The 23068-nt window shown below is 70.5% G+C and carries 23 protein-coding genes and 1 tRNA gene; 12 read left to right on the top strand and 12 right to left on the bottom strand.

The window, feature by feature from the left end; translation table 11 throughout:
• Positions 1-98: 98 nt before the first annotated feature.
• On the top strand, positions 99-1010 hold the full coding sequence (locus tag G6G98_RS15475; RefSeq protein WP_164234529.1) for a DMT family transporter: 912 nt from the start codon (positions 99-101) through the stop codon (positions 1008-1010).
• A 4-nt stretch (positions 1011-1014) separates the two neighbouring features.
• Here the strand turns inward: G6G98_RS15475 and G6G98_RS15480 are convergent, their stop codons facing one another.
• Together G6G98_RS15480 and msrB are read right to left on the bottom strand one after the other, a co-directional pair.
• Positions 1015-1566 (bottom strand): nitroreductase family protein, encoded by a 552-nt coding sequence (locus G6G98_RS15480; protein WP_067354732.1) that lies wholly within the window; start codon positions 1564-1566, stop codon positions 1015-1017.
• The gene (gene msrB / locus G6G98_RS15485) at positions 1563-1967 is read right to left on the bottom strand and encodes a peptide-methionine (R)-S-oxide reductase MsrB (protein WP_067354735.1); all 405 of its coding nucleotides are present in this window, start codon (positions 1965-1967) and stop codon (positions 1563-1565) included. The genes G6G98_RS15480 and msrB overlap by 4 nt, the downstream gene beginning before the upstream one ends.
• A 55-nt stretch (positions 1968-2022) precedes the next feature.
• On the opposite strand from msrB, the gene G6G98_RS15490 reads away from it, so the two are divergent.
• The 4 genes from G6G98_RS15490 (at position 2023) to groL (ending at position 5664) form a co-directional block, all read left to right on the top strand.
• Positions 2023-3018, top strand: a complete 996-nt coding sequence (locus G6G98_RS15490; RefSeq protein WP_067354737.1) for a DUF2332 domain-containing protein — start codon at positions 2023-2025, stop codon at positions 3016-3018.
• A 9-nt stretch (positions 3019-3027) separates the two neighbouring features.
• Positions 3028-3285, top strand: coding sequence for a DUF3263 domain-containing protein (locus G6G98_RS15495; protein WP_164234437.1), 258 nt, complete (start codon positions 3028-3030; stop codon positions 3283-3285).
• A gap of 68 nt (positions 3286-3353) precedes the next feature.
• A complete protein-coding gene (locus tag G6G98_RS15500; RefSeq protein WP_347877970.1) occupies positions 3354-3932 on the top strand; it encodes a LytR C-terminal domain-containing protein in 579 nt (192 codons plus the stop codon).
• 112 nt (positions 3933-4044) lie between these two features.
• Positions 4045-5664 carry a chaperonin GroEL gene (groL, locus tag G6G98_RS15505; protein WP_067354745.1) on the top strand — a complete coding sequence of 540 codons (1620 nt, stop codon included), beginning with the start codon at positions 4045-4047 and terminating at the stop codon, positions 5662-5664.
• A 107-nt stretch (positions 5665-5771) separates the two neighbouring features.
• On the opposite strand, the gene G6G98_RS15510 is transcribed toward groL, so the two are convergent.
• The 4 genes from G6G98_RS15510 to G6G98_RS15525 all read right to left on the bottom strand — a co-directional run bounded on the left by G6G98_RS15510 (position 5772) and on the right by G6G98_RS15525 (position 9218).
• Positions 5772-6059 (bottom strand): WXG100 family type VII secretion target, encoded by a 288-nt coding sequence (locus G6G98_RS15510; protein WP_067354748.1) that lies wholly within the window; start codon positions 6057-6059, stop codon positions 5772-5774.
• A gap of 125 nt (positions 6060-6184) precedes the next feature.
• On the bottom strand, positions 6185-7879 hold the full coding sequence (locus G6G98_RS15515) for a sensor histidine kinase (protein WP_067354749.1): 1695 nt from the start codon (positions 7877-7879) through the stop codon (positions 6185-6187).
• Between the two features lie 43 nt (positions 7880-7922).
• A complete protein-coding gene (locus tag G6G98_RS15520) occupies positions 7923-8609 on the bottom strand; it encodes a response regulator transcription factor (protein WP_067354751.1) in 687 nt (228 codons plus the stop codon).
• Between the two features lie 57 nt (positions 8610-8666).
• Positions 8667-9218 carry a TetR/AcrR family transcriptional regulator gene (locus G6G98_RS15525; RefSeq protein ID WP_067354758.1) on the bottom strand — a complete coding sequence of 184 codons (552 nt, stop codon included), beginning with the start codon at positions 9216-9218 and terminating at the stop codon, positions 8667-8669.
• A gap of 110 nt (positions 9219-9328) precedes the next feature.
• Here G6G98_RS15525 and G6G98_RS15530 point away from each other — a divergent pair, with 110 nt between their 5' ends.
• Positions 9329-10240, top strand: coding sequence for an alpha/beta fold hydrolase (locus tag G6G98_RS15530; RefSeq protein WP_164234438.1), 912 nt, complete (start codon positions 9329-9331; stop codon positions 10238-10240).
• A gap of 27 nt (positions 10241-10267) precedes the next feature.
• On the opposite strand, the gene G6G98_RS15535 is transcribed toward G6G98_RS15530, so the two are convergent.
• The 4 genes from G6G98_RS15535 to G6G98_RS15550 form a co-directional block, all read right to left on the bottom strand.
• On the bottom strand, positions 10268-11941 hold the full coding sequence (locus G6G98_RS15535; RefSeq protein WP_164234439.1) for a stealth family protein: 1674 nt from the start codon (positions 11939-11941) through the stop codon (positions 10268-10270).
• Positions 11942-12046: 105 nt separating this feature from the next.
• Complete coding sequence (locus G6G98_RS15540; protein ID WP_067354766.1) at positions 12047-13687, bottom strand: DNA repair helicase XPB; 1641 nt, start codon at positions 13685-13687, stop codon at positions 12047-12049.
• A 61-nt stretch (positions 13688-13748) separates the two neighbouring features.
• A complete protein-coding gene (locus tag G6G98_RS15545; RefSeq protein ID WP_067354769.1) occupies positions 13749-15449 on the bottom strand; it encodes a helicase-associated domain-containing protein in 1701 nt (566 codons plus the stop codon).
• Between the two features lie 10 nt (positions 15450-15459).
• Positions 15460-15735 (bottom strand): multidrug ABC transporter ATPase, encoded by a 276-nt coding sequence (locus G6G98_RS15550; RefSeq protein WP_067354774.1) that lies wholly within the window; start codon positions 15733-15735, stop codon positions 15460-15462.
• 93 nt (positions 15736-15828) lie between these two features.
• On the opposite strand from G6G98_RS15550, the gene G6G98_RS15555 reads away from it, so the two are divergent.
• Both G6G98_RS15555 and G6G98_RS15560 read left to right on the top strand, forming a co-directional pair.
• Positions 15829-16209, top strand: a complete 381-nt coding sequence (locus tag G6G98_RS15555; RefSeq protein ID WP_067354777.1) for a cold-shock protein — start codon at positions 15829-15831, stop codon at positions 16207-16209.
• Positions 16193-16858 (top strand): DUF3027 domain-containing protein, encoded by a 666-nt coding sequence (locus G6G98_RS15560; RefSeq protein WP_067354779.1) that lies wholly within the window; start codon positions 16193-16195, stop codon positions 16856-16858. Before G6G98_RS15555 ends, G6G98_RS15560 begins: the two co-directional genes overlap by 17 nt.
• A gap of 81 nt (positions 16859-16939) precedes the next feature.
• Here G6G98_RS15560 and serC read toward each other — a convergent pair whose 3' ends face one another.
• The gene (gene serC / locus G6G98_RS15565) at positions 16940-18052 is read right to left on the bottom strand and encodes a phosphoserine transaminase (RefSeq protein ID WP_067354782.1); all 1113 of its coding nucleotides are present in this window, start codon (positions 18050-18052) and stop codon (positions 16940-16942) included.
• Positions 18053-18151: 99 nt separating this feature from the next.
• Between serC and G6G98_RS15570 the strand changes: the two genes are divergently transcribed.
• The 4 genes from G6G98_RS15570 to G6G98_RS15585 all read left to right on the top strand — a co-directional run bounded on the left by G6G98_RS15570 (position 18152) and on the right by G6G98_RS15585 (position 20854).
• Positions 18152-18853, top strand: a complete 702-nt coding sequence (locus tag G6G98_RS15570; protein ID WP_067354783.1) for a metal-dependent transcriptional regulator — start codon at positions 18152-18154, stop codon at positions 18851-18853.
• Between the two features lie 263 nt (positions 18854-19116).
• Positions 19117-19917, top strand: coding sequence for a M23 family metallopeptidase (locus G6G98_RS15575; RefSeq protein ID WP_164234441.1), 801 nt, complete (start codon positions 19117-19119; stop codon positions 19915-19917).
• Between the two features lie 326 nt (positions 19918-20243).
• The gene (locus G6G98_RS15580) at positions 20244-20741 is read left to right on the top strand and encodes an HNH endonuclease (protein WP_067355168.1); all 498 of its coding nucleotides are present in this window, start codon (positions 20244-20246) and stop codon (positions 20739-20741) included.
• A 39-nt stretch (positions 20742-20780) separates the two neighbouring features.
• Positions 20781-20854, top strand: a tRNA-Arg gene (locus tag G6G98_RS15585).
• Between the two features lie 14 nt (positions 20855-20868).
• Here G6G98_RS15585 and G6G98_RS15590 read toward each other — a convergent pair.
• On the bottom strand, positions 20869-23055 hold the full coding sequence (locus G6G98_RS15590) for an MMPL family transporter (RefSeq protein WP_208321513.1): 2187 nt from the start codon (positions 23053-23055) through the stop codon (positions 20869-20871).
• Positions 23056-23068: the final 13 nt, after the last annotated feature.

Raw genomic sequence — 23068 nt, forward strand, 5'->3', positions numbered from 1 at the left:
CCGGCCTCCGACATCGCGGCAGGCCGCCTCCGCGCTCGGCCTCCCGGGAGCTCGGGTAGGGTCGACAGGTGACCGAGACCCGCAGACTCCCCGCGCCGGTGGCGCTCGGAGGAGCGGTCGCGATCGGCGTGATGACGGCGATCCAGGCCCGCGTCAACGGTGTTCTCGGGGTGAAGGTCGACAACGGCATCGTCGCCGGCCTCATCTCGTTCTCGGTCGGCCTGCTCGTGCTCGTCGTGGTCATCCCGTGCATCCCGTCGGCGCGCCGCGGCGCGTCCCGGCTGTGGCGCGGCATCCGCAGCCGCACGATCCCGTTCTGGATGCTCCTCGGCGGCGTCTGCGGCGCCCTCACCGTCTCCACCCAGGGCATCACCGCCGGATTCCTCGGCGTCTCCCTGTTCACCGTCGGGGTCGTCGCAGGGCAGACCCTGCAGGGCCTCGTTCTCGACCGGATCGGCATCGGCCCCGCCGGAGTGGTCGCGGTCACCGGCGGTCGCGTGCTCGGCGGCGTGTTCGCCCTCGCCGCCGTCGCCGTGTCGCTGAGCGGGGAGGTGCTCGCCACGGCGCCCCTGTGGATGCTGCTGCTGCCCTTCGCGACCGGCGTGGGCATCGCCTGGCAGGCGGCCGCCAACGGACGGCTCGCGCAGCGCGTGCAGTCGCCGATCACCGCGACGTTCATGAGCTTCGCCGGGGGCGTGGTCATGCTCTCCCTCGCCGCGGGCGTCAGCATCCTCTTCCGCGGCCTGCCGCAGGCGCCACCGGCCGAGCCGTGGCTGTACCTCGGCGGACTGCTGGGCTTCGCCTACATCCTGCTGGGCGCGTTCATCGTCGCGCACACCGGTGTGCTGCTGATGGGGCTCGGCTCGGTGCTCGGTCAGCTGACGGCATCCGTCGTCATCGATCTGATCTGGCCGGCCGCGTCCGGTCCGGCGCTCTGGCAGATCATCGCGATGGTCATCATCGCCGTGGCGTCCGTCGTCGTCGCCGTGCCGCGCCGGCGGCGACGCTGACGGCTTACTTCTTCTTCGCCTTCTTCGGCATCCGCGTGACGAGCTTGCGGGCATCCACGGGCTTGCGCCGCCCCGGCTTCTTCCCGGCCGGCTTGCCGCCGACGTAGAGCCAGCCCAGGAGCTCCTCGTTCCTGCCGAGCCCGTGCGCCTTGGCCACCGCCTTCGCGCGCGTGTAGTGGCCGGTGCGCCAGATCACGCCCCAGCCGGCCTCGTCCAGCAGGAGGCTCAGAACGTGCGCGACGCCGGAGGCGACGGCCTCCTGCTCCCAGCGCGGCACCTTGTCGCTCTTGCGGTAGCTGGCCACGACGGCGATCAGCAGCGGGGCCCGCAGCGGCTTGGCGGAGGGCGAGTCGTCTCCCTGCGCCTTCGCGATCGCCGCTCCCAGGACCTCCCGGTCGGCGCCGCGCAGCTCGATCAGGCGCCAGGGCTGCAGCGAGGAGTGATCCGCGACGCGACCGGCGGCGGCGACCAGGTGAAGCAGCTCCTCGCGGGACGGCGCCTCCTCGGTCACCTTCGACCAGGACTGCCGCGCGCGGACGGCCTCGAGGGCGTTCACGACGCGTCGGGGGTGAAGTTCAGGGCGATCGAGTTCATGCAGTAGCGGTCGCCGGTCGGCGTGCCGAACCCGTCGGGGAACACATGGCCGAGATGCGACCCGCAGTTCGCGCAGCGGACCTCGGTGCGCACCATGCCCAGGCTCGTGTCCTCGATCAGCTCGACCGCATCGGGACGGACCGACTCGTAGAAGCTCGGCCAGCCGCAGCCGGAGTCGAACTTGGTGCCGCTCTGGAACAGCTCCGCGCCGCACGCCCCGCACGTGTAGAGTCCCGCGCGCTTCTCGTCGAGCAGCTCGCCGGTCCAGGCGCGCTCGGTCGCCGCCTGCCGCAGCACCGCATACTGCTCGTCGCCGAGCTCGCTGCGCCATTCCTCTTCGGTCTTCTCCACGTTGTACGCCATGCCCCCATTCTCTCGCGTCCGGCGCGTCACGGCACGGTCGCGTCAGAATGGGAGGATGACGACGGATGCCGTTCAGCGGCGCTACGCGCGCTTCGCCGCGGAGGAGGCGCCCGGCCGCAGCGACCTGTACGCCGAGTGGGCCTCCGGCGTCGCACAGGACGCCGTCGTGCAGGAGGTGCTCGCCAGGATCCCCGAGAACCGCCGCCAGCCGCCGCTCGTCTTCGCCGTCACGCGGATGCTCGGGGCGGATCTCTCCGGGTACGACGGCTGGCGGGCGTTCGTGCTCGCGCATGCCGACGATGTCGTCGCGGAGAGCGCCGCGCGGGGCCTGCAGACCAACGAGCCGCTCCGGCTCGCACCGCTGCTGCCGCTGCTCGGGGAGATCGATGGACCGCTCGCGCTGCTCGAGATCGGTGCGTCCGCAGGGCTCTGCCTCTACCCGGACCGGTACTCGTACCGCTTCGTCGGCCAGGATGGCGAGACGCGGGCGGCTCTCGATCCGGATGACGGCCCCTCCCTGGTGACGCTGGTCAGCCGGGTCGAGGGAGAGCTGCCGCCGCTGCGGATGCCCGAGGTGGTCTGGCGTGCCGGCATCGACCTCGCCCCGCTGGACGCGCGTGAGGAGCGGGACCGCCGCTGGCTGCAGGGACTGGTGTGGCCGGGGGAGGAGGGGCGCGAGCAGCGCGTGGCCGCGGCTCTCGACATCGCGGCATCCGCTCCGCCGCTCCTCATCGCCGGAGACGCCGTCGACCGGCTCGACGCGCTCGCCGCCGCGGCGCCCGCGGGCGCCACGCTCGTCATCACCACACCCGGGGTGCTCGTGCACATTCCGCGCCCGGCGCGGGAGCGGCTGGTGGAGCGCATCCGCTCGCTGCCGGCGCGCTGGATCACCATCGACCCTCCCGGTCTGCTCGACGTCTGGCGGCCTCCGGTCGACGCCGAGCGGTGGCCCGGCTTCGTCGTGGCGCTGGACGGCGAGGTACGGGCCGCAGCCGATCCGCTCGGGCGCTGGTGGGAGTGGCGCGCCGGCTCCGGAGCCTCGAGCGCTTAGCCTGAAGCCATGCTGGGAGAGCTCACCGAGCGCGATCGCGCGATCCTCGCGCTGGAGACCGCGTGGCCGCGGCACGGCGGCGCGAAGGAGGAGGTCATCCGCGCCCAGCTGGGCATGAGCTCGGCACGCTACTACCAGCTCCTCGGCCGCCTCATCGACTCGGACGTCGCCCTCGAGTACGACCCCCTGCTCGTCGGAAGGCTCCGTCGGCTCCGGGACGGCAGGGCTCGCAAGCGCGCCGCACGGACGCCCGGCTTCGTCGGCTGAATCCGGAGGCGGCGCGCGGGATGCGGGCGCCGTGCGGGTACACAGGCGGCTGCCAGTAGCATCGAGGGGTGTCAAAGCCCACTCGCGACCGATTCGACGACGTCCCCCGTTCTTCAGGCCGTGTCGGGGCGCACCGTGCCGAGGCCCCGGGGATGAACGGCTGGGTGGTGCTGCTGTGGTCCTTCGTGGCCGCGCTGGTGCTCATCATCGGCGGCATCTTCGGCTCGCTCGTCGTGATGGGGCGGATCACGCTCTTCCCCGAGGCGGTGCCCACGGCGGCGCCCGCCCCCGAGCAGACCGGCGTCGTCGACACCGCGTACTCGGTGATGATCCTCAACGCCACGGCCGAGGAGGGGCTCGACGAGCAGTTCCGGGAGCAGCTGATCACCGCGGGCTGGGTGCCCGAGACCGTCTATGCGAGCGACAGCAGCAGTCAGGACTTCGCCACGACGACCGTGTTCTACGTCGCGGAGGAGGACGAGCTCGCCGCGATCGGGCTCGCCGATCTGCTCGGCGGAGCGGAGGTCAGGCAGAGCGACGCCTATGCCGACCTGAACACCACGGACGGCAAGCAGCTCACCGTCGTCATCGGCACCGACAGCGCGAGCACGGCCCCGGCCGAGTCCGAAGAGACCCCCGCATCCTGACCGCCGCCTCCGCGGCTTGCACTCGATGGGGTCGAGTGCCAGAATGGCGTTAGCACTCTCTCACTCTGAGTGCTAAACCCAACGTCTACGTCCAGGAGGGACGACAAAACTCATGGCAAAGATCATCGCTTTCGATGAGGAGGCCCGCCGCGGCCTCGAGCGCGGCCTCAACATCCTCGCCGACGCCGTCAAGGTGACGCTCGGCCCGCGCGGTCGCAACGTCGTGCTCGAGAAGAAGTGGGGCGCCCCCACGATCACGAACGACGGTGTGTCCATCGCCAAGGAGATCGAGCTGGACGACCCGTACGAGAAGATCGGCGCGGAGCTCGTCAAGGAGGTCGCCAAGAAGACCGATGACGTCGCCGGTGACGGCACCACCACCGCCACGGTCCTCGCCCAGGCCCTGGTCCGCGAGGGTCTGCGCAACGTCGCGGCCGGCGCCGACCCCATCTCCCTCAAGCGCGGCATCGAGAAGGCCGTCGCGGCGATCACCGAGGAGCTGCTCGCCAGCGCCAAGGAGATCGACTCCAAGGAGCAGATCGCGGCCACCGCGTCCATCTCGGCCGCTGACACCGCGATCGGCGAGCTCATCGCCGAGGCGATCGACAAGGTCGGCAAGGAGGGCGTGGTCACCGTCGAGGAGTCGCAGACCTTCGGCACCGAGCTCGAGCTCACCGAGGGCATGCGCTTCGACAAGGGCTACCTGAACCCGTACTTCGTCACGGACCCGGAGCGCCAGGAGGCCGTCTTCGAGGACCCGTACATCCTCATCGCCAACCAGAAGGTCTCGAACATCAAGGACCTCCTGCCCATCGTCGACAAGGTGATCCAGGACGGCAAGGAGCTCGTCATCATCGCCGAGGACGTCGAGGGCGAGGCTCTCGCGACCCTCGTGCTGAACAAGCTCAAGGGCATCTTCAAGTCGGTCGCCGTCAAGGCTCCCGGCTTCGGCGACCGCCGCAAGGCTCAGCTGCAGGACATCGCGATCCTCACCGGCGGCCAGGTCATCACCGAAGAGGTCGGCCTCAAGCTGGAGAACGCCACGCTCGACCTGCTCGGTCGCGCACGCAAGGTCATCGTCACCAAGGACGAGACCACGATCGTCGAGGGTGCCGGTGAGGCGGAGCAGATCGAGGGCCGCGTGACCCAGATCCGCCGCGAGATCGAGAACACCGACAGCGACTACGACCGCGAGAAGCTCCAGGAGCGCCTCGCCAAGCTCGCCGGCGGTGTCGCCGTCATCAAGGCGGGCGCGGCCACCGAGGTCGAGCTCAAGGAGCGCAAGCACCGCATCGAGGACGCCGTCCGCAACGCGAAGGCGGCCGTCGAGGAGGGCATCGTCCCCGGTGGTGGCGTCGCGCTCATCCAGTCGGGCACCAAGGCTCTCGACGCCCTCTCGCTCTCGGGCGACGAGGCGACCGGTGCGAACATCGTCCGCGTCGCGATCGAGGCTCCGCTGAAGCAGATCGCCCTCAACGCCGGTCTCGAGCCGGGTGTCGTCGCGAACAAGGTCTCCGAGCTCCCCGCGGGCCAGGGCCTCAACGCGGCCACCGGCGAGTACGTCGACATGTTCGCCGCCGGCATCATCGACCCCGCGAAGGTGACCCGTTCCGCTCTGCAGAACGCGGCCTCCATCGCCGGTCTGTTCCTCACCACGGAGGCCGTCGTCGCGGACAAGCCCGAGAAGGCCGCCGCTCCGATGGGCGACCCGTCGGGTGGCATGGACTTCTGAGTCCCGGCCGCTGACGATCACCTCAGCGCACTGACAGAAGCGCCCCGGCCCTTGCGGCCGGGGCGCTTCTGCGTGCGTCCCTGAGCTCGTCGAAGGGCAGGCGGAGGTCAGCGGAACAGGCTGGCGGAGTACCGGTCGGCATCCGCATACTGCGTCGCGGCCGCGCCGAGCGAGCTGCCGATCGACTCGAGCGTCTGCTCGACGTGCAGGGCCGCGCCGCGCCACTGCTCCGCGCAGCCCTGGAACGCGTCGGACGCGGTGCCGACCCAGGACGACTGCAGCTGGGTCAGCTGCGACATCAGGGTCGCGGACTCTGTCCGCAGACGCTCCATGGTGGCGCGGGCGGCGCCGTGCGCCGCGGTGACGGCCTCGGTGTCGACGGTGAAGACGGACATGGGAACTCCTCTCGATGGGGTTCCGACGATAGGTCCGCGCCGGTGACGGCATCCGCCTCGCGGCGAGCGATCGTCGCGCCCTGTGGACAACGGTCGTCGCCGGATGCCGGTGCAGGAGGAGCCGCTCAGATCTCCAGGGGGTCCAGCGGCTGGGTGTCCTCGAGGAGGTGCGACGGCGTGGCGCGCGACGGCGCGAGGGGGAACGTCACCGTGAAGGTGGCGCCGCCGCCGGGCGTCTCGGTGACCGTGACGCTGCCGTGCAGCGCCTTCACGATCGACGCGACGATGGCGAGGCCGAGGCCCGAGCCGCCGGTCTCCCTGGCACGGGAGGTGTCGGCGCGCCAGAAGCGTTCGAAGATCTGCTCCCGGATCTGCGGCGGGATGCCCTCGCCGTGATCGACGATCGCGATGCTGCCCGTGCCGCGCACGCGGTCGGCGTCCACGACGATCTCGATCGGGCTCTCCTCCGGGGAGAAGCGGCGCGCGTTGCCGAGCAGGTTCGTCACGACCTGGCGGACCTTGTTCTCCTCGCCGAGGACGATGGGCGGTGTCCGCACCGGGATGTCGGTCGCCTCGGTGAAGTCGATGGCCGGCACCTGCTCGGGAGCGCTGCGCGGCCGCCGGCGCAGACGCGCCAGGGCCGCCCTGGAGAGGCCTCGGGGCGTCGCGGGGGAGGGTGAGGCGATCACCGGGGTGCTGCGGGTCGTCACGTCGATGAGCGGGGCGTCGACCGTGCGGTCGACGACGGTGACGGTGCGGGCCGGTGCGGCGGCGCGCACATCGAGAGCCGCGTCTCGCGCGATGGGGCGCAGGTCCAGCGGCTCGATCTCCGGCTCCCGCTCTTCGTCGAGGCGGGCGAGGGCGAGGAGATCCTCGACGAGCACGCCCATCCTGATCGCCTCCTTCTCGATGCGCTCCATGGCCCTGGCCGTGTCCTCGTCGCCCTTGATGGCGCCCATCCGGTACAGCTCGGCGTACCCGCGCACGCTCACCAGCGGGGTGCGCAGCTCGTGACTGGCGTCGCCGATGAAGCGGCGCATGTGCCGCACCGTGCGGTCGCGCTGCGCGAGGGAGTGGTCCACGCGGTCGAGCATCGTGTTGATGGCGTAGTTGAGACGGCCGACCTCGGTCGTCGGCTCGAGATCGGTGAGGCGCTGGCTGAAGTTCCCCGCCGCGATCGCCATCGCGGTGGACTCCACCTGGCCGAGCCGGCGGAACGTCAGCGTCACCAGTCCGCGCGTGAGGAGGGCGGCGATCACGATCGTGATGAGGGCGACCGTGATGTAGATCCCGAAGTACTGTCCGATGATCCGATCGGCCGCGGAGAGCGGCATCGCCACGAGCTGCACGCGCAGCACGCCGCCCTCGCCCGGGGCGCTGGCCACCGCGGCGTGGAAGCTCGTCGACTTCGTGCCGTCGAGCGGGATGATGAGGTCCTGCTTGGCGAGCGCCTCCTGCAGGGAGTAGCTGGACGGGAAGATCGGCGTGCCGACGCCCGAGATGCCGCCGGCCGTGCCGCGCAGGACGCCGTCCGCGTCGTACACGGCCAGGTAGAAGTCACGCGGCGTGTCCGTCTGGGTGTAGATGGTCTCGCCGTCGGACGTGGAGACCTCGAAGTAGCGGGACGTGAGGTCCGTGGACACCAGCGCGGGCAGCTGCGCGTCGATGTTGCCGATCAGGGCGCCCCGCAGGATCGGCACGGTGCCCAGTCCCGCGACGAGCAGGCCGAGCGCGAGCACGGCCACGGTGACGCCGGTGACCTTGGCGCGCAGGCTGATCGCCCGCCACCAGCGGGTGACCGCATCGGGCTTGTGCGCCATGCGGTCCTCCCGGTGTGACGTCGGCGGCGAAGGGGATCGGGTGCTACTTGCCGACCTTCAGCATGTAGCCGAAGCCGCGCTTGGTCTGGATGAGGGACTCCTCGGTGTGCGGGTCGATCTTGCGGCGCAGGTAGGAGATGTAGCTCTCCACGATGCCGGCGTCGCCGTTGAAGTCGTACTCCCACACGTGGTCGAGGATCTGCGCCTTCGACAGCACCCGGTTCGGGTTCAGCATGAGATAGCGCAGGAGCTTGAACTCGGTCGGGCTGAGCTCGATCGACTCGCCGCCGACCTGGACGTCGTGCGTGTCCTGGTCCATCGAGAGCTCGCCGGCGCGGATGATGGACTCCTCGTCGGCCTGCATCGTACGGCGCAGGATGGCCTGTGCGCGGGCGACGATCTCGTCGAGACTGAACGGCTTGGTGACGTAGTCGTCGCCGCCGGCGTTGAGGCCCTCGATCTTGTCCTCCGTGCCGTCCTTCGCGGTGAGGAACAGGATGGGCGCGGTGAAGCCGGCGCCGCGCAGGCGCTTGGTCACGCTGAACCCGTTCATGTCGGGCAGCATCACGTCGAGGATGATGAGGTCCGGCTCCTCCTCCAGCACGGCGGAGATCGTGGCGGCGCCGTTGGCGACGGTCTTCACCTGGAACCCGGCGAAGCTCAGACCCGTGGAGAGCAGGTCGCGGATGTTCGGCTCGTCGTCGACGACCAGGATGCGCGCATCAGTCATGACCCCATTATGGTGACTCCGGCCATGCGCGGGCTGATTGTCGGCCGGAACGGCGGTTCAGACGGCGGGTCCGTGCACGGCGGTGGCGACCGCGAGGGCGACGGATGCCGCGAACGGCGCGTCCGGATCCACCGTGATCCTGTGCAGCAGGAGGCCGTCGCACGCGGCCATGAGCAGGGGCGCGCGATCGGCCGCCTCGGGCCCGCCGATCGTGGCGAGCAGGGAGCGCGTCCAGTCCTCGAAGATCCGGCGCTGGCGGCGCAGCGGCGCCACGGCCTCGTCGTCGACGGCCTCCAGGAACAGCGCGTACCGGGCGCGGGTGCGCGCCGCTCTCGGCCCGGACTCGATCTCCATCACCCGGGTGAGCATCTCGACGAGGCCCTGCTCGGTGGTGATCGCCGCGGGGTGGCCGCCCTCGGCGCGCTCGCTCTCCGCGATCCAGTCGATGACGCCGGCCAGCAGTGCGGCTCGGGTGCGGAAGTGGTTCGAGGTGGATCCGGGCGGCAGGTCGGCCGCGGCATCCACTCGCCCGTGGGTGAGCGCGCGGATGCCCTCCGTGCCGACGAGGGTCACGGCGGCATCCAGGGCTCGACGTCGGGTGCTGCTCATGCGTCGAGCGTAGAACACTATATTTCTAGTGACAAACGCACTATGAAAGTAGTAGAGTGCGGTGAGGGCCGAGTCGACCCGGAGAACGCACCCGACTTGGAGGTCTGCTCATGGACACACCTGCATCCGCGAAAGGGTCGGTCACACACGAGTGGTCGCCTCCGCTGCCCGAGGCGGACGGCTTCGAGCACACGATGGTCGAGACTCCGGGATTGCGGACCCACGTCGCCTCCATCGGTGAGGGCGACCCCGTCGTGATGCTGCACTGCTTCCCCGGGCACTGGTGGCAGTGGCGCGACATCGCGCCGGCGATCGCCGCGCAGGGGTTCCGGGTGATCTGTCCCGATCTGCGCGGCTCCGGGTGGACGGAGGCGGCGGACCCGCGGTTCGGCCCCGACTCGCAGCGGGACGACGTCATCGCCGTGCTCGACGCACTCGGCATCCCGCGGGCGCACTTCGTCTGTCACGACATGGGCGCGATCTCCGGGATGCAGATCTCCTACCTGCAGCCCGAGCGGGTGCGCACGATCGTCCAGCTGGCGGTGCCGCCGGGATTCATGGAGTTCACTCCGAAGGTGATGCCGGCCTTCGAGCACATGCCGAAGCTGCTGATGCATCGCCCCGGCACATCGCTGCGCTACCTCTTCAGCCCGCGGTACATGACGCACCCGATGTCCGAGCAGGTGATCGAGGCGAATCTGCGGCCGCACCAGCGCCCCGAGGTCGAGCAGGCCGTGCGGGCGCTGTACCGGGGCCTGGTGATCCCCGTCTCCTTCCGCCTCATGGCCGGGGTCTACAGGCGGATGCGGCTGCGCCCTCCGACTCTCGTCGTGTTCGGCCGTGAGGACGGGCCGTTCGCGGAGCCCACCGCCCGGCACATCTGCCGGAACCACGCCGCTCACGCCGACCGCTTCGAACTCGCGTTCGTCGACGGCGCGGCGCACTTCATCACCGACGATGCGCCGGAGGACGTCATCCGGCTGGTGCTCGACTGGTTCGCACGGGAGGGCGGAGCGACCTGATCCCGGCCGCCAGGGGCGAGATCGCGACTAGAGCTCGAAGGAGCTGGCGATCGAGAACCGTCTTTCGAGAAACCCGGTGAGCAGCGACGAGACCTGTTCCTGGTCCGCCCCCGCGATGTCGGTGTCGTTCAGGCAGACCACGTCGAGCCGCCCCCGGTACGAGAACCATTCGAGCCTGAGTGCAGCCCTGGGACTGGCGATGTCGACGTAGTCGTACGCGATGTCGCCGACAACCGCCCGCTGCCGCGCGAACGCGTGATGGTGATACAGGGAAGACGCGATCGAGACGTCCCCGGCCGCGCGGAACTTCGACGACGCGACCGATCGGAACAGATCCGGGTGCTCGGCTTCCATGTCGTGCAGCACGCTGCGCAGCTGGGGGTGGGGCGTGTGCTTGAACTTGTTCGTCACGGTTCTCCCGTGGTGCTGGATCATGAACTCGCGCCCGTTCTTCGCGGCGGAGAGCACGGGGAGGTCCCGGGGGGAAGCGTCGTCGACGTCGAGGGGCGCCCGTGAGGGGAAGAACTTCGACAGTCCGCTGCTCGTGAAGAACAGTTCAGGGCTCACCGGTCGCATGAAGAACACGTCGTCGTTCATGTACAGGTACCGCTCGCCGAGCCCGGGAATGTGGTGGAGCTGGGACTCGATCGCGTGCGAATTGAACACCGGCAGCACGCGAGGGTCCGAGAAGATCTCGCGATGATCGACCATCGTGATCCGCGGGTGCGCGGTGTTCAGCCAGTCGGGCACCTGCCGGTCGGTGACGATGTAGATGTGATTCACCCAGTTCGCATACGCTTCCACTGAACGCAACGAGTACTTCAGCTCGTCCCGGTTGGCATAGCGCGAAGGGTTCAGCGCGGTGTCGTTCACCTCGTCCTCGTCTATGAGGCCGGAGGCTCGTCTCTTTCGTGATTGCCACTGCGGATCATCATCGTTGACCCACGTGTAGACGACATCGATGGGCTCCGTCACCTGATACAGGTGCGGTCGGGGCCAGGTGAGCGTCCGATCGTCGCGACCGACGGCGCTGGCCCAGGCCTGCGGGGTCAGGTACTCCACGAACGGTCCTCGCCGCGACACTCGCCGGCGCATCGTACCCGCGACGTGAGCCGATCCGTCGGCGCGGGCCTCGCCTTCTCGCGTCCTCGCCCAGGGCTCGATCGCCACGCTCTCCCTCGGCGTGGACATCAGGTGCCCGCTCCTTCCTGCGATGCGCCGTGAGACGACGATGCGGAACACCGCGCTCGGTCGACGACGTGACGCTGTCGCAGGGAGCGCTCGATGACTCGCGTCCTCGATGCGAACCGACCATCCGTCCGATTCCGGCAGCTGTGTCAACGCGTCCAGCGTCGCGGGAAGCTCGTCCTCCCTGATCACCAGGAGCGGGTCGAAAGGCACGAGGTTCGGGAGGCGCACGTACTCGATCCCCGCAGTGCGGAGCGCATCGGCCACCTGCGAGACGTTGTGCGAGACCGCCTGGATCGCGTCATAGCCCCGCTCCATCACCGTGACAGGACCGTCCGCGAACCTCAGCGTTCGTGACGTCTCCCCGGGGACGCGCAGTAGCCTGCGCAGCGCGCGCTGCCGGCGCTGCCAGGGGTGCTCCTCGCGGAGGAGCCGTTTCACCCAGATCACCGTGTCCGGCGGAAGCCTGGTGGCTGCCCATCGGATGAAAGCCGGCAGAGTGTCGTTCGCCATGGTTCGACTGTGGGAGACGACGCCGGGAAGTCCACCGGGTTGACAACCCCGGCGAGCTCGCGGTCGGCCGGTTCGAGCGCGAGCGCGGGGGCTGCGCGGCCCCGATCAGGCCGCGATCGCGTCCGCGTCCATGATCGTGTAGCTGTATCCCTGCTCGGCGAGGAACCGCTGCCGGTTCTGCGCATAGTCCTGGTCGATGGTGTCGCGGGCGACGAGGGTGTAGAAGCTCGCCGTGTGCCCCGACTGCTTCGGGCGCAGCAGCCGGCCGAGGCGCTGCGCCTCCTCCTGCCGGGAGCCGAAAGAGCCGGACACCTGGATCGCGACCGACGCCTCCGGCAGATCGATCGAGAAGTTCGCGACCTTCGAGACCACGAGCAGGTGGATCTCGCCCTCTCGGAACTGCCGGTACAGCTCCTCGCGCTCATCGACGGGAGTCGCGCCGGTGATCTGCGGTGCGTCGAGCGCCTCCGAGAGCGTGTCGAGCTGGTCGAGGTACTGGCCGATCACGAGGATCTGCTCGTCCGGATGCTTCGCGATGAGCTCCTTCACCGCGTCGATCTTGGCAGGGGCGGATGCCGCCAGCCGGTAGCGCTCGTCGTCGGTCGCCGCCGCGTACTCGAGGCGGTCGCTCGGCGGAAGGTCGACCCGCACCTCGTAGCAGACGGCGGGGGAGATGAATCCCTGGGCCTCGATCTGCTTCCAGGGCGCGTCGAAGCGCTTGGGGCCGATGAGGCTGAACACGTCGCCCTCGCGGCCGTCCTCGCGCACGAGGGTCGCGGTGAGGCCGATGCGGCGGCGCGCCTGCAGGTCCGCGGTGAGCTTGAACACGGGGGCGGGGAGCAGGTGCACCTCGTCGTAGACGATGAGCCCCCAGTCGAGGGCATCAAGCAGCGCGAGGTGCGCGTACTGCCCCTTCCGCTTCGCCGTGAGGATCTGGTAGGTCGCGATCGTGACCGGCTTGACCTCCTTGGCCTGCCCGGAGTACTCGCCGATCTCCTCGGGTGTGAGGCTCGTGCGCTTGAGCAGCTCGTCGCGCCACTGCCGGGCCGACACCGTGTTGGTCACGAGGATCAGCGTCGTGGTCTTGGTGGCGGCCATCGCACCGGCGCCCACGATCGTCTTGCCCGCGCCGCAGGGGAGCACCACGACCCCGGATCCGTCCTTCGCGAACGCGTTCACGGCATCCTGCTGGTACGGGCGGATCTGCCAGCCGTCCTCGGCGAGCTCGATCTCGTGCGGGGTGCCGGGGGTGTAGCCGGCGAGGTCCTCCGCGGGCCAGCCGATCTTGAGCAGCTCCTGCTTGATCTGGCCGCGCGCCCAGGCGTCGACCACATAGGTGTCCGGCGCCGGGTGGCCGATCAGCAGCGGCTGGATGCGCTTGTTGCTCGCCACCTGCGTCAGCACGGCGGGGTCGGAGGACCGCAGGATGAGCACGCCCTCCTCGTCCCTCTCGATGACCAGGCGCCCGTAGCGGTTCACCGTCTCGCGCAGGTCCACGGCCACGGACGGCGGCACGGGGAAGCGCGACCAGCGGTCCAGCGTCTCCAGCATGTCCTCGGCAGTGTGCCCCGCGGCGCGCGCGTTCCACAGGCCCAGCCGCGTGATCCGGTAGGTGTGGATGTGCTCGGGTGCCCGCTCCAGCTCGGCGAAGATCGCGAGCTCGTGCCGGGCGCTCTCGGCGTCGGCGTGGGCGACCTCGAGCAGGACGGTGCGATCGCTCTGGACGATCAGGGGGCCATCAGACATAGCAGACCAGTCTACCGGCGGGCGGATGCCGGGGGCGCGGGCCGCCCGGACTCCCGGCCTCTCAGGTCGCGACGATGGTCGCGGAGCGGATGCTGGAGACCGGGAGCGTCCGCTCGACGTCCGCCGCGCGGTCCCTGCCGCGCAGCCGACCGCCGCCGAGTCCCGTCGCCTCCAGCAGGAGTTCCCTGGTCGAGCCGTCCGGCATGCCGACGGTCACCCGGAGAACGGCTTTGGCGCGGACGGCTGCCTCCAGTTCGCGGTCGAGCCAGGCGGCATCCGCATCGGGCCCCTGATGTGCGCGCAGGGCCGCGATCAGGGGGCGGTGATCCGCAGGGGCGACGGGCACCGGGTCGGCCACGGGATGCCGCTCACCCGTGAGGACGGTGCCGTCCTCGGCGACGAGAGTGGCCGGATAGCGCGCATCGGTGAGCGCCCAGTACACGGTGTCCCGTCCGACACGCGTGGTGAGCGAGCCGACGTGCTTCGTGAGTGCGAGGGGGCGCAGCGCCTGATCGACGGAGATCGCCGCGAGGAGGTGGTCGTCGACGCTCTCGATCCTGGTGCGCCCGGTCTCGCCGTCGACGGAGACCCGCACCAGGCCGTGGCGCTGCGCGGTGTGCCCCACGAGGTAGCGGAGCGGCTGCGGGATGCCGGTGAGCGAGATGCCCTCGAGGAAGTCGAGCATCGACTGCTCGGTCTCGCCGGCGACGAGCGCGTGCGCGACCGACTCGGCCGTGAACCGGTAGGACGACGCCTGCGCCGCCGACTCCCTGGCCGCCATCGTGCGCAGGCGGACGTCGAGCGCCGGGGCGAGCGGACCGGGCGCGATCGCGGTGAGGTCGTTCTGCAGGAAGATGCGATCGACCTCCGCCGGCAGCAGCGCCGTGAGCGGGGCGGGGTCGGCGGGCCCGCCGGCGCGGAGCGGGCGCGCCCATGCCGGCTCGGAGCCGTCGTCGGCGATGAGGCCGAGGAGCCGGGCGCGCTCGAGCAGCCCGGCGCAGCGCTCCGGCCAGGCGGGGTCCCAGGGGTGCGCTCCGGCCCAGGAGGAGGGCGGCGTCCAGCCGTCGCCGTCGCGGATGCCGCGGGGGAGCGCCGCGCGCAACCCCGTCACGAGCGCGCTCCAGCGGGGTCCGACCGGGGCGCGCAGCCACTCCTCGGCGCCGCTGGTGGTCCGCAGCCGGCGCTCTTCCGTCACGGCGAGACCCGCGTCGATCGCGAGCGCGACGAGCAGGTCGACGGCGTCGACGACGAGGCCGGCCTCGGCGAGCAGCCGCTTCTCGCCCGCGCTCACCGCACCGCCGGCCAGCAGGGTGAGCGGGCGCTCCTTCGTGACGAGCATCAGATCGGCGAGCGCGGCGACCGTCGTGAACGCGCGCTCGGCGGCATGGGCGGATGCGTCGTCGCCGGACGGCGGGGGCTCCACGGCGTCGCGGGACTCGGCCGGCGGCCTGCCCGCCAGCGCCGAGGCGACCGGGGGCGGCACGGTGCCGTCGGGAAGCAGAAGTCCCAGGGACGCCAGCATTCCGCGACGCTCCCCGGGATCGTCGCCGCCGGCCGCGCGCCGCAGCGCCTCGGCCTCGGCGGCCGTGAGCGTCGTCAGCACCCGCGACAGCGAACCCGGCTCCAGCAGCGCCTCCGCCGCGTCGAAGAAGTCCTGCCAGGCGGCATCCGCTCGCACCCCGCGGGCCGCGAACAGTGCGCTCAGCTCGTCATCGCTCGCCGCGGCCAGCCATTCGGCCAGAGGGCGGGCGTGCGTGCTCATGCCGGGGTCCTCAGCGCCGCGATCCCGCGCGACCCTTCCGGATGAAGCTCATCACGAGGAGCGAGATGATCATCACGAACGCCAGCGGCAGGCCCCAGTACGGGATGCCGGCGACGAACGGCCAGGCCCCCTCGGCGAAGTCCTTCTGCTCCATCCCGGCCGCGGTTCCGATGATGATGGCGAAGAAGCACAGGATCGAGGCCGCGGCGAGTCCGAGCGCGGTGAAGGCGAGGATGCGGTCCAGTGGACGGACGGGAACCTCCGGTTCCGGACTCTGCGTGCTCATCCGTCTCAGCCTAGTGCGTCGCCGACCGGTAGGCTGGAGACGGCCGCTTCTGCGCGCCGTCCAGCTCCACACCGACTCAGCGAGGTTTCTCCCATGCCCACCGGCAAGGTCAGGTTCTACGACGAAGACAAGGGTTTCGGCTTCATCGCCACCGATGACGGCCAGGACGTCTTCCTGCACGCCTCGGCGCTGCCTGCGGGCACCGTGGTGAAGACCGGCGCGCGCGTGGAGTTCGGGGTCGCCGACGGCAAGCGCGGACTGCAGGCCCTCTCGGTGCGAGTCCTCGAGGCTCCGCCGAGCCTGGCGAAGGCGAAGCGCAAGCCCGCAGACGACATGGCCATCATCGTCGAGGACCTCGTCAAGCTCCTCGACGGCATCGGCGGCGATCTCCGTCGCGGCCGCTACCCCTCGTCCGGACACGGCCGCAAGATCGCGGCCGTCCTGCGCAAGGTCGCCGATGACCTCGAAGCCTGACGCCGACCGGCGTCTGCTGGACGCCCACGATCTCGCGCTGGCCGCTCTGCGCGAGATCACTCCGGCGTCGACGATCGGTCCGGCCGCCGGCTACCTCGTCGAGGAGGGCGGCCCCGTCTCGCTGCGCTTCGAGAACAGGCTCCCCGGGTACCCGGGCTGGTACTGGACCGTGACGGTGGCGCGCGTGGACGATGAGGACCCGACCGTCCTCGAGGTCGAGCTGCTCCCCGGCGACGGCGCACTGCTGGCGCCCGAGTGGGTGCCGTGGGCCGAGAGGCTGGCGGAGTACCGTGCGCACCAGGCCGAGCTCGCCGAGCAGGCCGCCGCGGCCGCCGGCGACGCGGATGCCGCAGCGGATGCGCTCGCCGAGATCGAGGACGGTGCCGAGGACCTCGACGACCTTCTGGACGACTCCGAGGATGAACTCGACGATCTCGACGAGCTCGATGACGAGACCGAGGGGGACGAGCCCAGGACGCTGCACGCCGGCGACCTCGACGGCGTCGACATCGACGAGCTCGACGACTCGGCGACCGACGACGATGACGAGTCCGATGAGGACGATGACGAGTCTGACGAGGACGAGGACGACGAGTCCGACGACGAGACCGACGACGACGAGACCGGGAGCGACTCCGAGGAGGAGTGACCGCACGCGCCCCGGCGAGCCGGGGGATGTGAAGAGGGGCCGCGCATCGCGCGGCCCCTCTTCACAATCCCCGAGCCGAAGTCAGCTGCCGGAGTTCTCCAGGACGTGATCGAGCGCCCGGGTGAGCTGACGGACGTCGTCGGGCTCGATCGAGACGAAGGTGGCGACGCGCAGCTGGTTGCGGCCGAGCTTGCGATACGGCTCGGTGTCGACGATGCCGTTCTCCCGCAGCGTCTTCGCGATCGCGGCGGCGTCGACGGTGTCGTCGAAGTCGATGGTCGCGACGACGGGGGAGCGGTGAGCGGGATCGGTGACGAAGGGGGTCGCGACGGCGGTCGCCTCCGCCCAGTCGTAGAGCACGCCGGAGGATTCGGCGGTGCGCGCCGCGGCCCAGGCGAGCCCGCCGTTCCCGAGGATCCAGCGCAGCTGGCTGTCCAGCAGGTGCAGGGTCGTCAGGGCCGGGGTGTTCAGGGTCTGGTTCAGGCGCGAGTTGTCGACGGCGTTCTTCAGGCTGAGGAACTCCGGGATGTACCGGCCGGATGCAGCGATCCGCTCGATGCGCTCGATGGCTGCGGGTGACACCGCGGCGAACCACAGGCCGCCGTCGGAGCCGAGGTTCTTCTGCGGCGCGAAGTAGTACACGTCCGCCTGCGCGACGTCGAAGTCGATGCCGCCGGCGGCGCTGGTCGCGTCGATGACGGTCAGAGCGCCCTCGGCGGCGACCCGCTCGACCGGGGCCGAGACGCCGGTCGAGGTCTCGTTGTGCGGCCAGGCGTAGACGTCGACGCCCTCCACGATCTCGGCGGGCAGGCGCGATCCCGGCTCGGCCTTGCGGACGTCCGGTGCCTCGAGCCACGGGGCGGCCGCCGCGGCGGCGAACTTGCCGCCGAACTCGCCGAACACGAGGTTCTGGCTGCGGCGCTCGATGAGGCCGAAGGCCGCCGCGTCCCAGAACGCGGTGGAGCCGCCGTTGCCGAGGATGATCTCGTAGCCCTCGGGGAGGCGGAAGAGCGCGGCGAGCTGCTCGCGGACGCTGCCGACCAGGTTCTTCACCGGGGCCTGGCGGTGCGAGGTGCCCAGCAGGCTCGCGCCGGCGGCGAGCAGCGCATCCAGCTGCTCGGGGCGCACCTTCGAGGGGCCGCATCCGAAGCGGCCGTCAGCGGGCAGGAGGTCTCGGGGAATCTCGATCGCCATGGGTCGATTCTAGGGTGCGCGTCCTGCCTGGTTTCCCCGTGTGAAGCGCCGACGTCGGCCGGGGAAGGTAGGCTTGCCTAAGAAGACCCGGAGGGCCAGATGACCGACCTGATCGACACCACGGAGATGTACCTCCGCACCATCCTCGAGCTCGAGGAGGAGAACATCGTGCCCCTGCGCGCGCGCATCTCCGAGCGCCTCGGCCACTCGGGGCCCACGGTGTCGCAGACCGTCGGGCGCATGGAGCGCGACGGCCTCGTCGTCGTCTCCGAGGACCGCACGCTCGAGCTGACGGATGCCGGCCGCCGCAAGGCTGTGGACGTGATGCGCAAGCACCGCCTGGCCGAGCGTCTCCTCTCCGACGTGATCGGGCTGGACTGGGCGTTCGTCCACGAGGAGGCCTGCCGCTGGGAGCACGTCATGAGCGAGCAGGTCGAGCGCCGTCTCGTCGAACTCCTCGGACACCCCACGGAGTCGCCTTACGGGAATCCGATCCCCGGACTCGACCAGCTCGGCGACGTGCCGGCGCGGACGTTCGACGAGGGGGTCATCGGCCTGGTGCAGAAGCTGAACGCGGCCGGCGAGCCGATCGAGGGCACGGTGCGCCGTCTCGCCGAGCCGGCGCAGGTCGACCCGGAACTGCTCGAGCAGCTGCGCGACGCCGGTGTCGTCCCCGGTGCGAAGGGCGACTACCGATACAGCGAGGGCTACGTCCTCATCCAGATGGAGGGCAAGGACGAGGGCCTCGAGCTGCCCGTCGAGCTCGCGTCGCACATCTTCCTGGTGGGCGAGCCCGCCTGATCCCCGGCGCCGTCTTCCGGCGCCGGCGGGTGGTTCTCCGCGTTTTGCCAGGTTCGCAGGGTGACACGATCGTTATCTTCCGGTAACCTCGGACAGGTCGCCCGCGAAGAAGCCCGCTGGCGATGACCGTGAAGATCGCCTTTCAGGCTCGTCGTCTTCCCGGCATGAAACGCACAAAGTACCCGAGCTACATACGTGCCACGAGAGCAGAGTGCCGACGAGCCAGCGCTACCCGAAGCGCGCAGGCGCAGGAGGATCACATCTTGGTCAAAGACATCGAGTCGCCCGCGAAGACAATCGAAGATCGAGCAGTCGCCCGCAGGACGGGTGCGCGAGCCGGCTCCCGCAAGATCGTGAAGCCCCTCCGCTCGGTCGCCATCTTCGGGGCGGTCGGTGCCCTCGTCGCCGCCATCGCTCTGCCGGCCTACGCCAGCAGCAAGCCGGACGAGACGGCCACCACGGTCCAGCAGCTCGCCGCCGTCGACGCGCAGTCGCTCGTCGTGGCCTCCGAGGCGACGGCCGCGCCGCTGAACCGCGGCACCTTCACGGCGACGACGCCGGACGAGATCGCCAAGAAGAAGGCCGAGGAGGCCGCTGCGGCCCGCGCCGCGGCCGTGGCGTCGACCGCCGGCTTCGACATCGGCAACTACGCGCTCGTCTCCCCGGGCTCGGGTGAGGTCCGCTACCCCCTCCCGCAGGGCTCCTACAGTGTCAGCCGCACGATCGGCGGCGGGCACAACGGCATCGACATGCTCGCGCCGGCCGGCACGCCCATCTACGCGGCGGCTGCGGGTGTCGTCCGCGCATCCGCCGAGAGCATCGGCGGTTACGGCGTCTGCGTGATGCTCGACAGCGTCGTGGGCGGTCAGCGCGTGCAGACCACCTACGGGCACATGATCTACGGATCGCGCCAGGTCGAGGCCGGGCAGACGGTCGAGGCCGGCCAGCTCATCGGCTTCGTCGGCAGCACCGGGCGCTCGACCGCGAACCACCTCCACTTCGAGGTCTGGGTCAACGGCGGCCTCATGGAGCCCGCCGCCTGGCTCGCAGCGAACGCCGGCTGATCCTCGTCGCATCCTCCGCTCCCTGACACGCCTTCGGCTGTTCACCGGGAGTTTCGCCCCGACGTGTCGCTGATGGGTTAGCCTGAACCCGTTGTCGCACAGGCGGGAGAGGCTGATGGAGCGAATATCGAGCATCCGAACCATGGATGCCCTCGGTCGTCACGTCCTTCAGCATCGGCCGCAGGGACGCCACGGTGCTGCCGTGCGTGAGAGGCGCTGTCTGTAGACAGCGCCTTTTTTCGTCCCTGCGAACGCTCTGCCGTCCGCGCGACCTCGTGTGAGTCGAGAGTGCCGGGAAGCCGTCCCGGCGGATCGAGAGGATGAAGATGCGCACACTGGTCCTGAATGCCGGATACGAGCCGCTCGCGATCGTGTCCTTCAAACGAGCCCTCGTCCTCGTCATGAACGACAAGGCGACGGTGATCGAGCGCGTGGAGGACGACCCCGTCTGGGGCACCCACGGCGTCTACGATCGGCCTGCGGTCATCGTCCTCTCCCGCTACGTGCGCGTGCCGATCAGCCGCCGCGTGCCAGTGACGCGACGCGGCGTGCTGCGGCGGGACAACCACCGCTGCGGATACTGCGGCAAGGCGGCATCCACCATCGACCATGTGCTGCCGCGGTCGCGTGGCGGCGCGGACTCCTGGGAGAACCTCGTCGCCTGCTGCCTGCGGTGCAACAACGTCAAGAGCGACCGCACGCCGCAGGAGATGCGATGGGAGCTGCGGATCACCCCGCGCCCGCCGCACGGCACTGCATGGACAGTGCGGGGCACCGAGCGCAGCGACCCACGGTGGGAGCCGTATCTCGCCCTCGCCGCGTGAACGGACCACCGAAGCGTCTCCCGTAGACTGGGGGAGAACGCCCTCGTAGCTCAGCAGGATAGAGCAGCCCTCTCCTAAAGGGCAGGTCGCAGGTTCGAATCCTGTCGAGGGCACCCCAGCCTCTCGCTCAGTCCTCTCCCCGGCGCCAGAGCTTCGACGGCCACCACACGGCGCGCCCGATGTCGTACGACAAGGCCGGCACGAGCAGCGACCGCACGACGAACGTGTCGAGCAGAACGCCGAACGCCACGATGAAGGCGAGCTGGACGAGGAAGAGGATCGGGATCACCGAGAGCGCGGCGAAGGTCGCCGCCAGCACGAGGCCGGCCGAGGTGATCACCCCGCCGGTGACGGCCAGCCCGCGCAGGATGCCGTCGCGCGTGCCGTGCCGCGTCGCCTCCTCGCGCACGCGCGTCATGAGGAAGATGTTGTAGTCGATGCCGAGCGCCACGAGGAAGACGAAGCCGTACAGGGGAACGGCGGGGTCTGCACCGGGGAACCGGAGGATGCCGTTGAACACGACGGCCGAGACTCCCAGGGCGGTGCCGAACGACAGCACCGTGGTGAGGATCAGCAGCACGGGTGCGAGGATCGAGCGCAGCAGCAGCATGAGGATCACGAGGATGACGCCGAGGACGACCGGGATGATGAGGTTCCGGTCGTGGATCGACGCGTCGTTCGTGTCGACGGAGGTCGCGGTGACGCCGCCGACCAGGGCGCCGAGGGGATCGAGGGCATCGCGCAGCTCGCGCACCGTGGATGCCGCGGCGTCGGAGTCGGCGGCATCCATCAGCGTCGCCTGCAGCAGCACTCGGCCGTCGGCGACGGTCGGCTCGGGGATGGGGGTGCCCGGGGCTCCCACCGCGCCGATGCCGTCCGCGGTGACCGGTGCGGTGCCGCTGGGGGAGCCGGAGGATGCGATCGAGACAGCGTCGACGCCGTCATCGTCGAGCAGAACGGCAGCGGCGTCCGGCATCCGCTCCTCGTCGACGAGGACGTACACCGGGCTGCCGGACCCGCCGGGGAAATGCGCGCCCAGTGCCGCCTGCCCGTCGCGAGCCTCCGAGGCGCCGAGCACGAGCTCGGACTGCGGCACGCCGTCGGCGTTCAGCTGCGTCAGGCCGGCGGATCCGAGGAGCAGCACGGCGGTCGTGGCGATCCAGATGAGGCGCGGACGCCGGCGGACCGCCTGGGCGAGGCGTGCCCACAGCCCCGCCGGACGGATGCCGTCCTCGGCGGCGACCGTGCCCGGGGCGAAGTCCGGGCGGCGCGGCCAGAAGGCGGCACGGCCGAACAGGAGCAGCAGCGCGGGGAGCAGAGTGAGCGCGGCGAGCATGGCGAACGCGATGCCGATCGCCGCGACCGGGCCCAGGGTGCTGTTCGACTTCAGGTCGCTGAGCAGGAGGCAGAGGAGCCCCGCGATCACCGTGCCTCCGGAGGCGACGACGGGCTCGAAGGCGCCCCTCCACGCGGAGCGCAGCGCGGCTCCCTTGTCCTGGACGTGGCGGAGCTCCTCGCGGAACCGCGCCACGAGCAGGAGCGAGTAGTCGGTCGCCGCGCCGATCACGAGGATGAACAGGATGCCCTGCGTCTGACCGCTGAGGAGCAGGATCTCGGCCTTCGCCAGCCACCAGACAGAGAGCAGGGCGACGCAGAGCGCGAACAGGCTGGTGGACAGCACGATCACGGGCAGCAGCAGCGACCGGTAGACCAGCACGAGGATCACGAGCACGGCGAGCAGGGCGACGCCGAGCAGCAGGCCGTCGATGCCGGCGAAGCCGGCGACGAGGTCGGCGCTGAAGCCGGCCGGGCCGGTGATCTGGACGGTGACTCCGGAGGGCGCGGCTTCGCGCAGGTGCGCGCCGAGTGCGGACACGGTGTCGCCGAGATCGGCGTCACCGCTGATCGGGATGAACGCCTGCACCGCCACACCGTCCTCCGAAGGGATCGCCGGGGACACCTCGTCCTCGACGCCCTCGACCTCGGTGGCGCCCGCGACGGCATCCGCGATCGCCTCCAGGTCCGCCGCCGACAGCTCACCGTCGCCGACGAAGACCGCGACCGCCGGGATCGCGTCGTCGTCGCTGAACTCGCCGAGCTCCTTCTGCACCTGCGTGGCGTCCGCCGACTCCGGCAGGTATGCCGTGCGGTCGTTCGAGGACACCTCGTCGACCTTGCCGAACAGCGGGCCGCCGAAGGAGGCCCCGGCGAGCCAGATGACGATCAGAGCGGCGGGGAGGAGGACACGCGCCCAGGAGCGGCGTCTGCTGCGCTCGCGGGGCTGAGGCTCGAGGACGGGGAGGGGGCCGGGCATCGGCATCCTTTCG

This window comes from Microbacterium hydrocarbonoxydans, assembly GCF_011752045.1.
Lineage (GTDB): Bacteria > Actinomycetota > Actinomycetes > Actinomycetales > Microbacteriaceae > Microbacterium.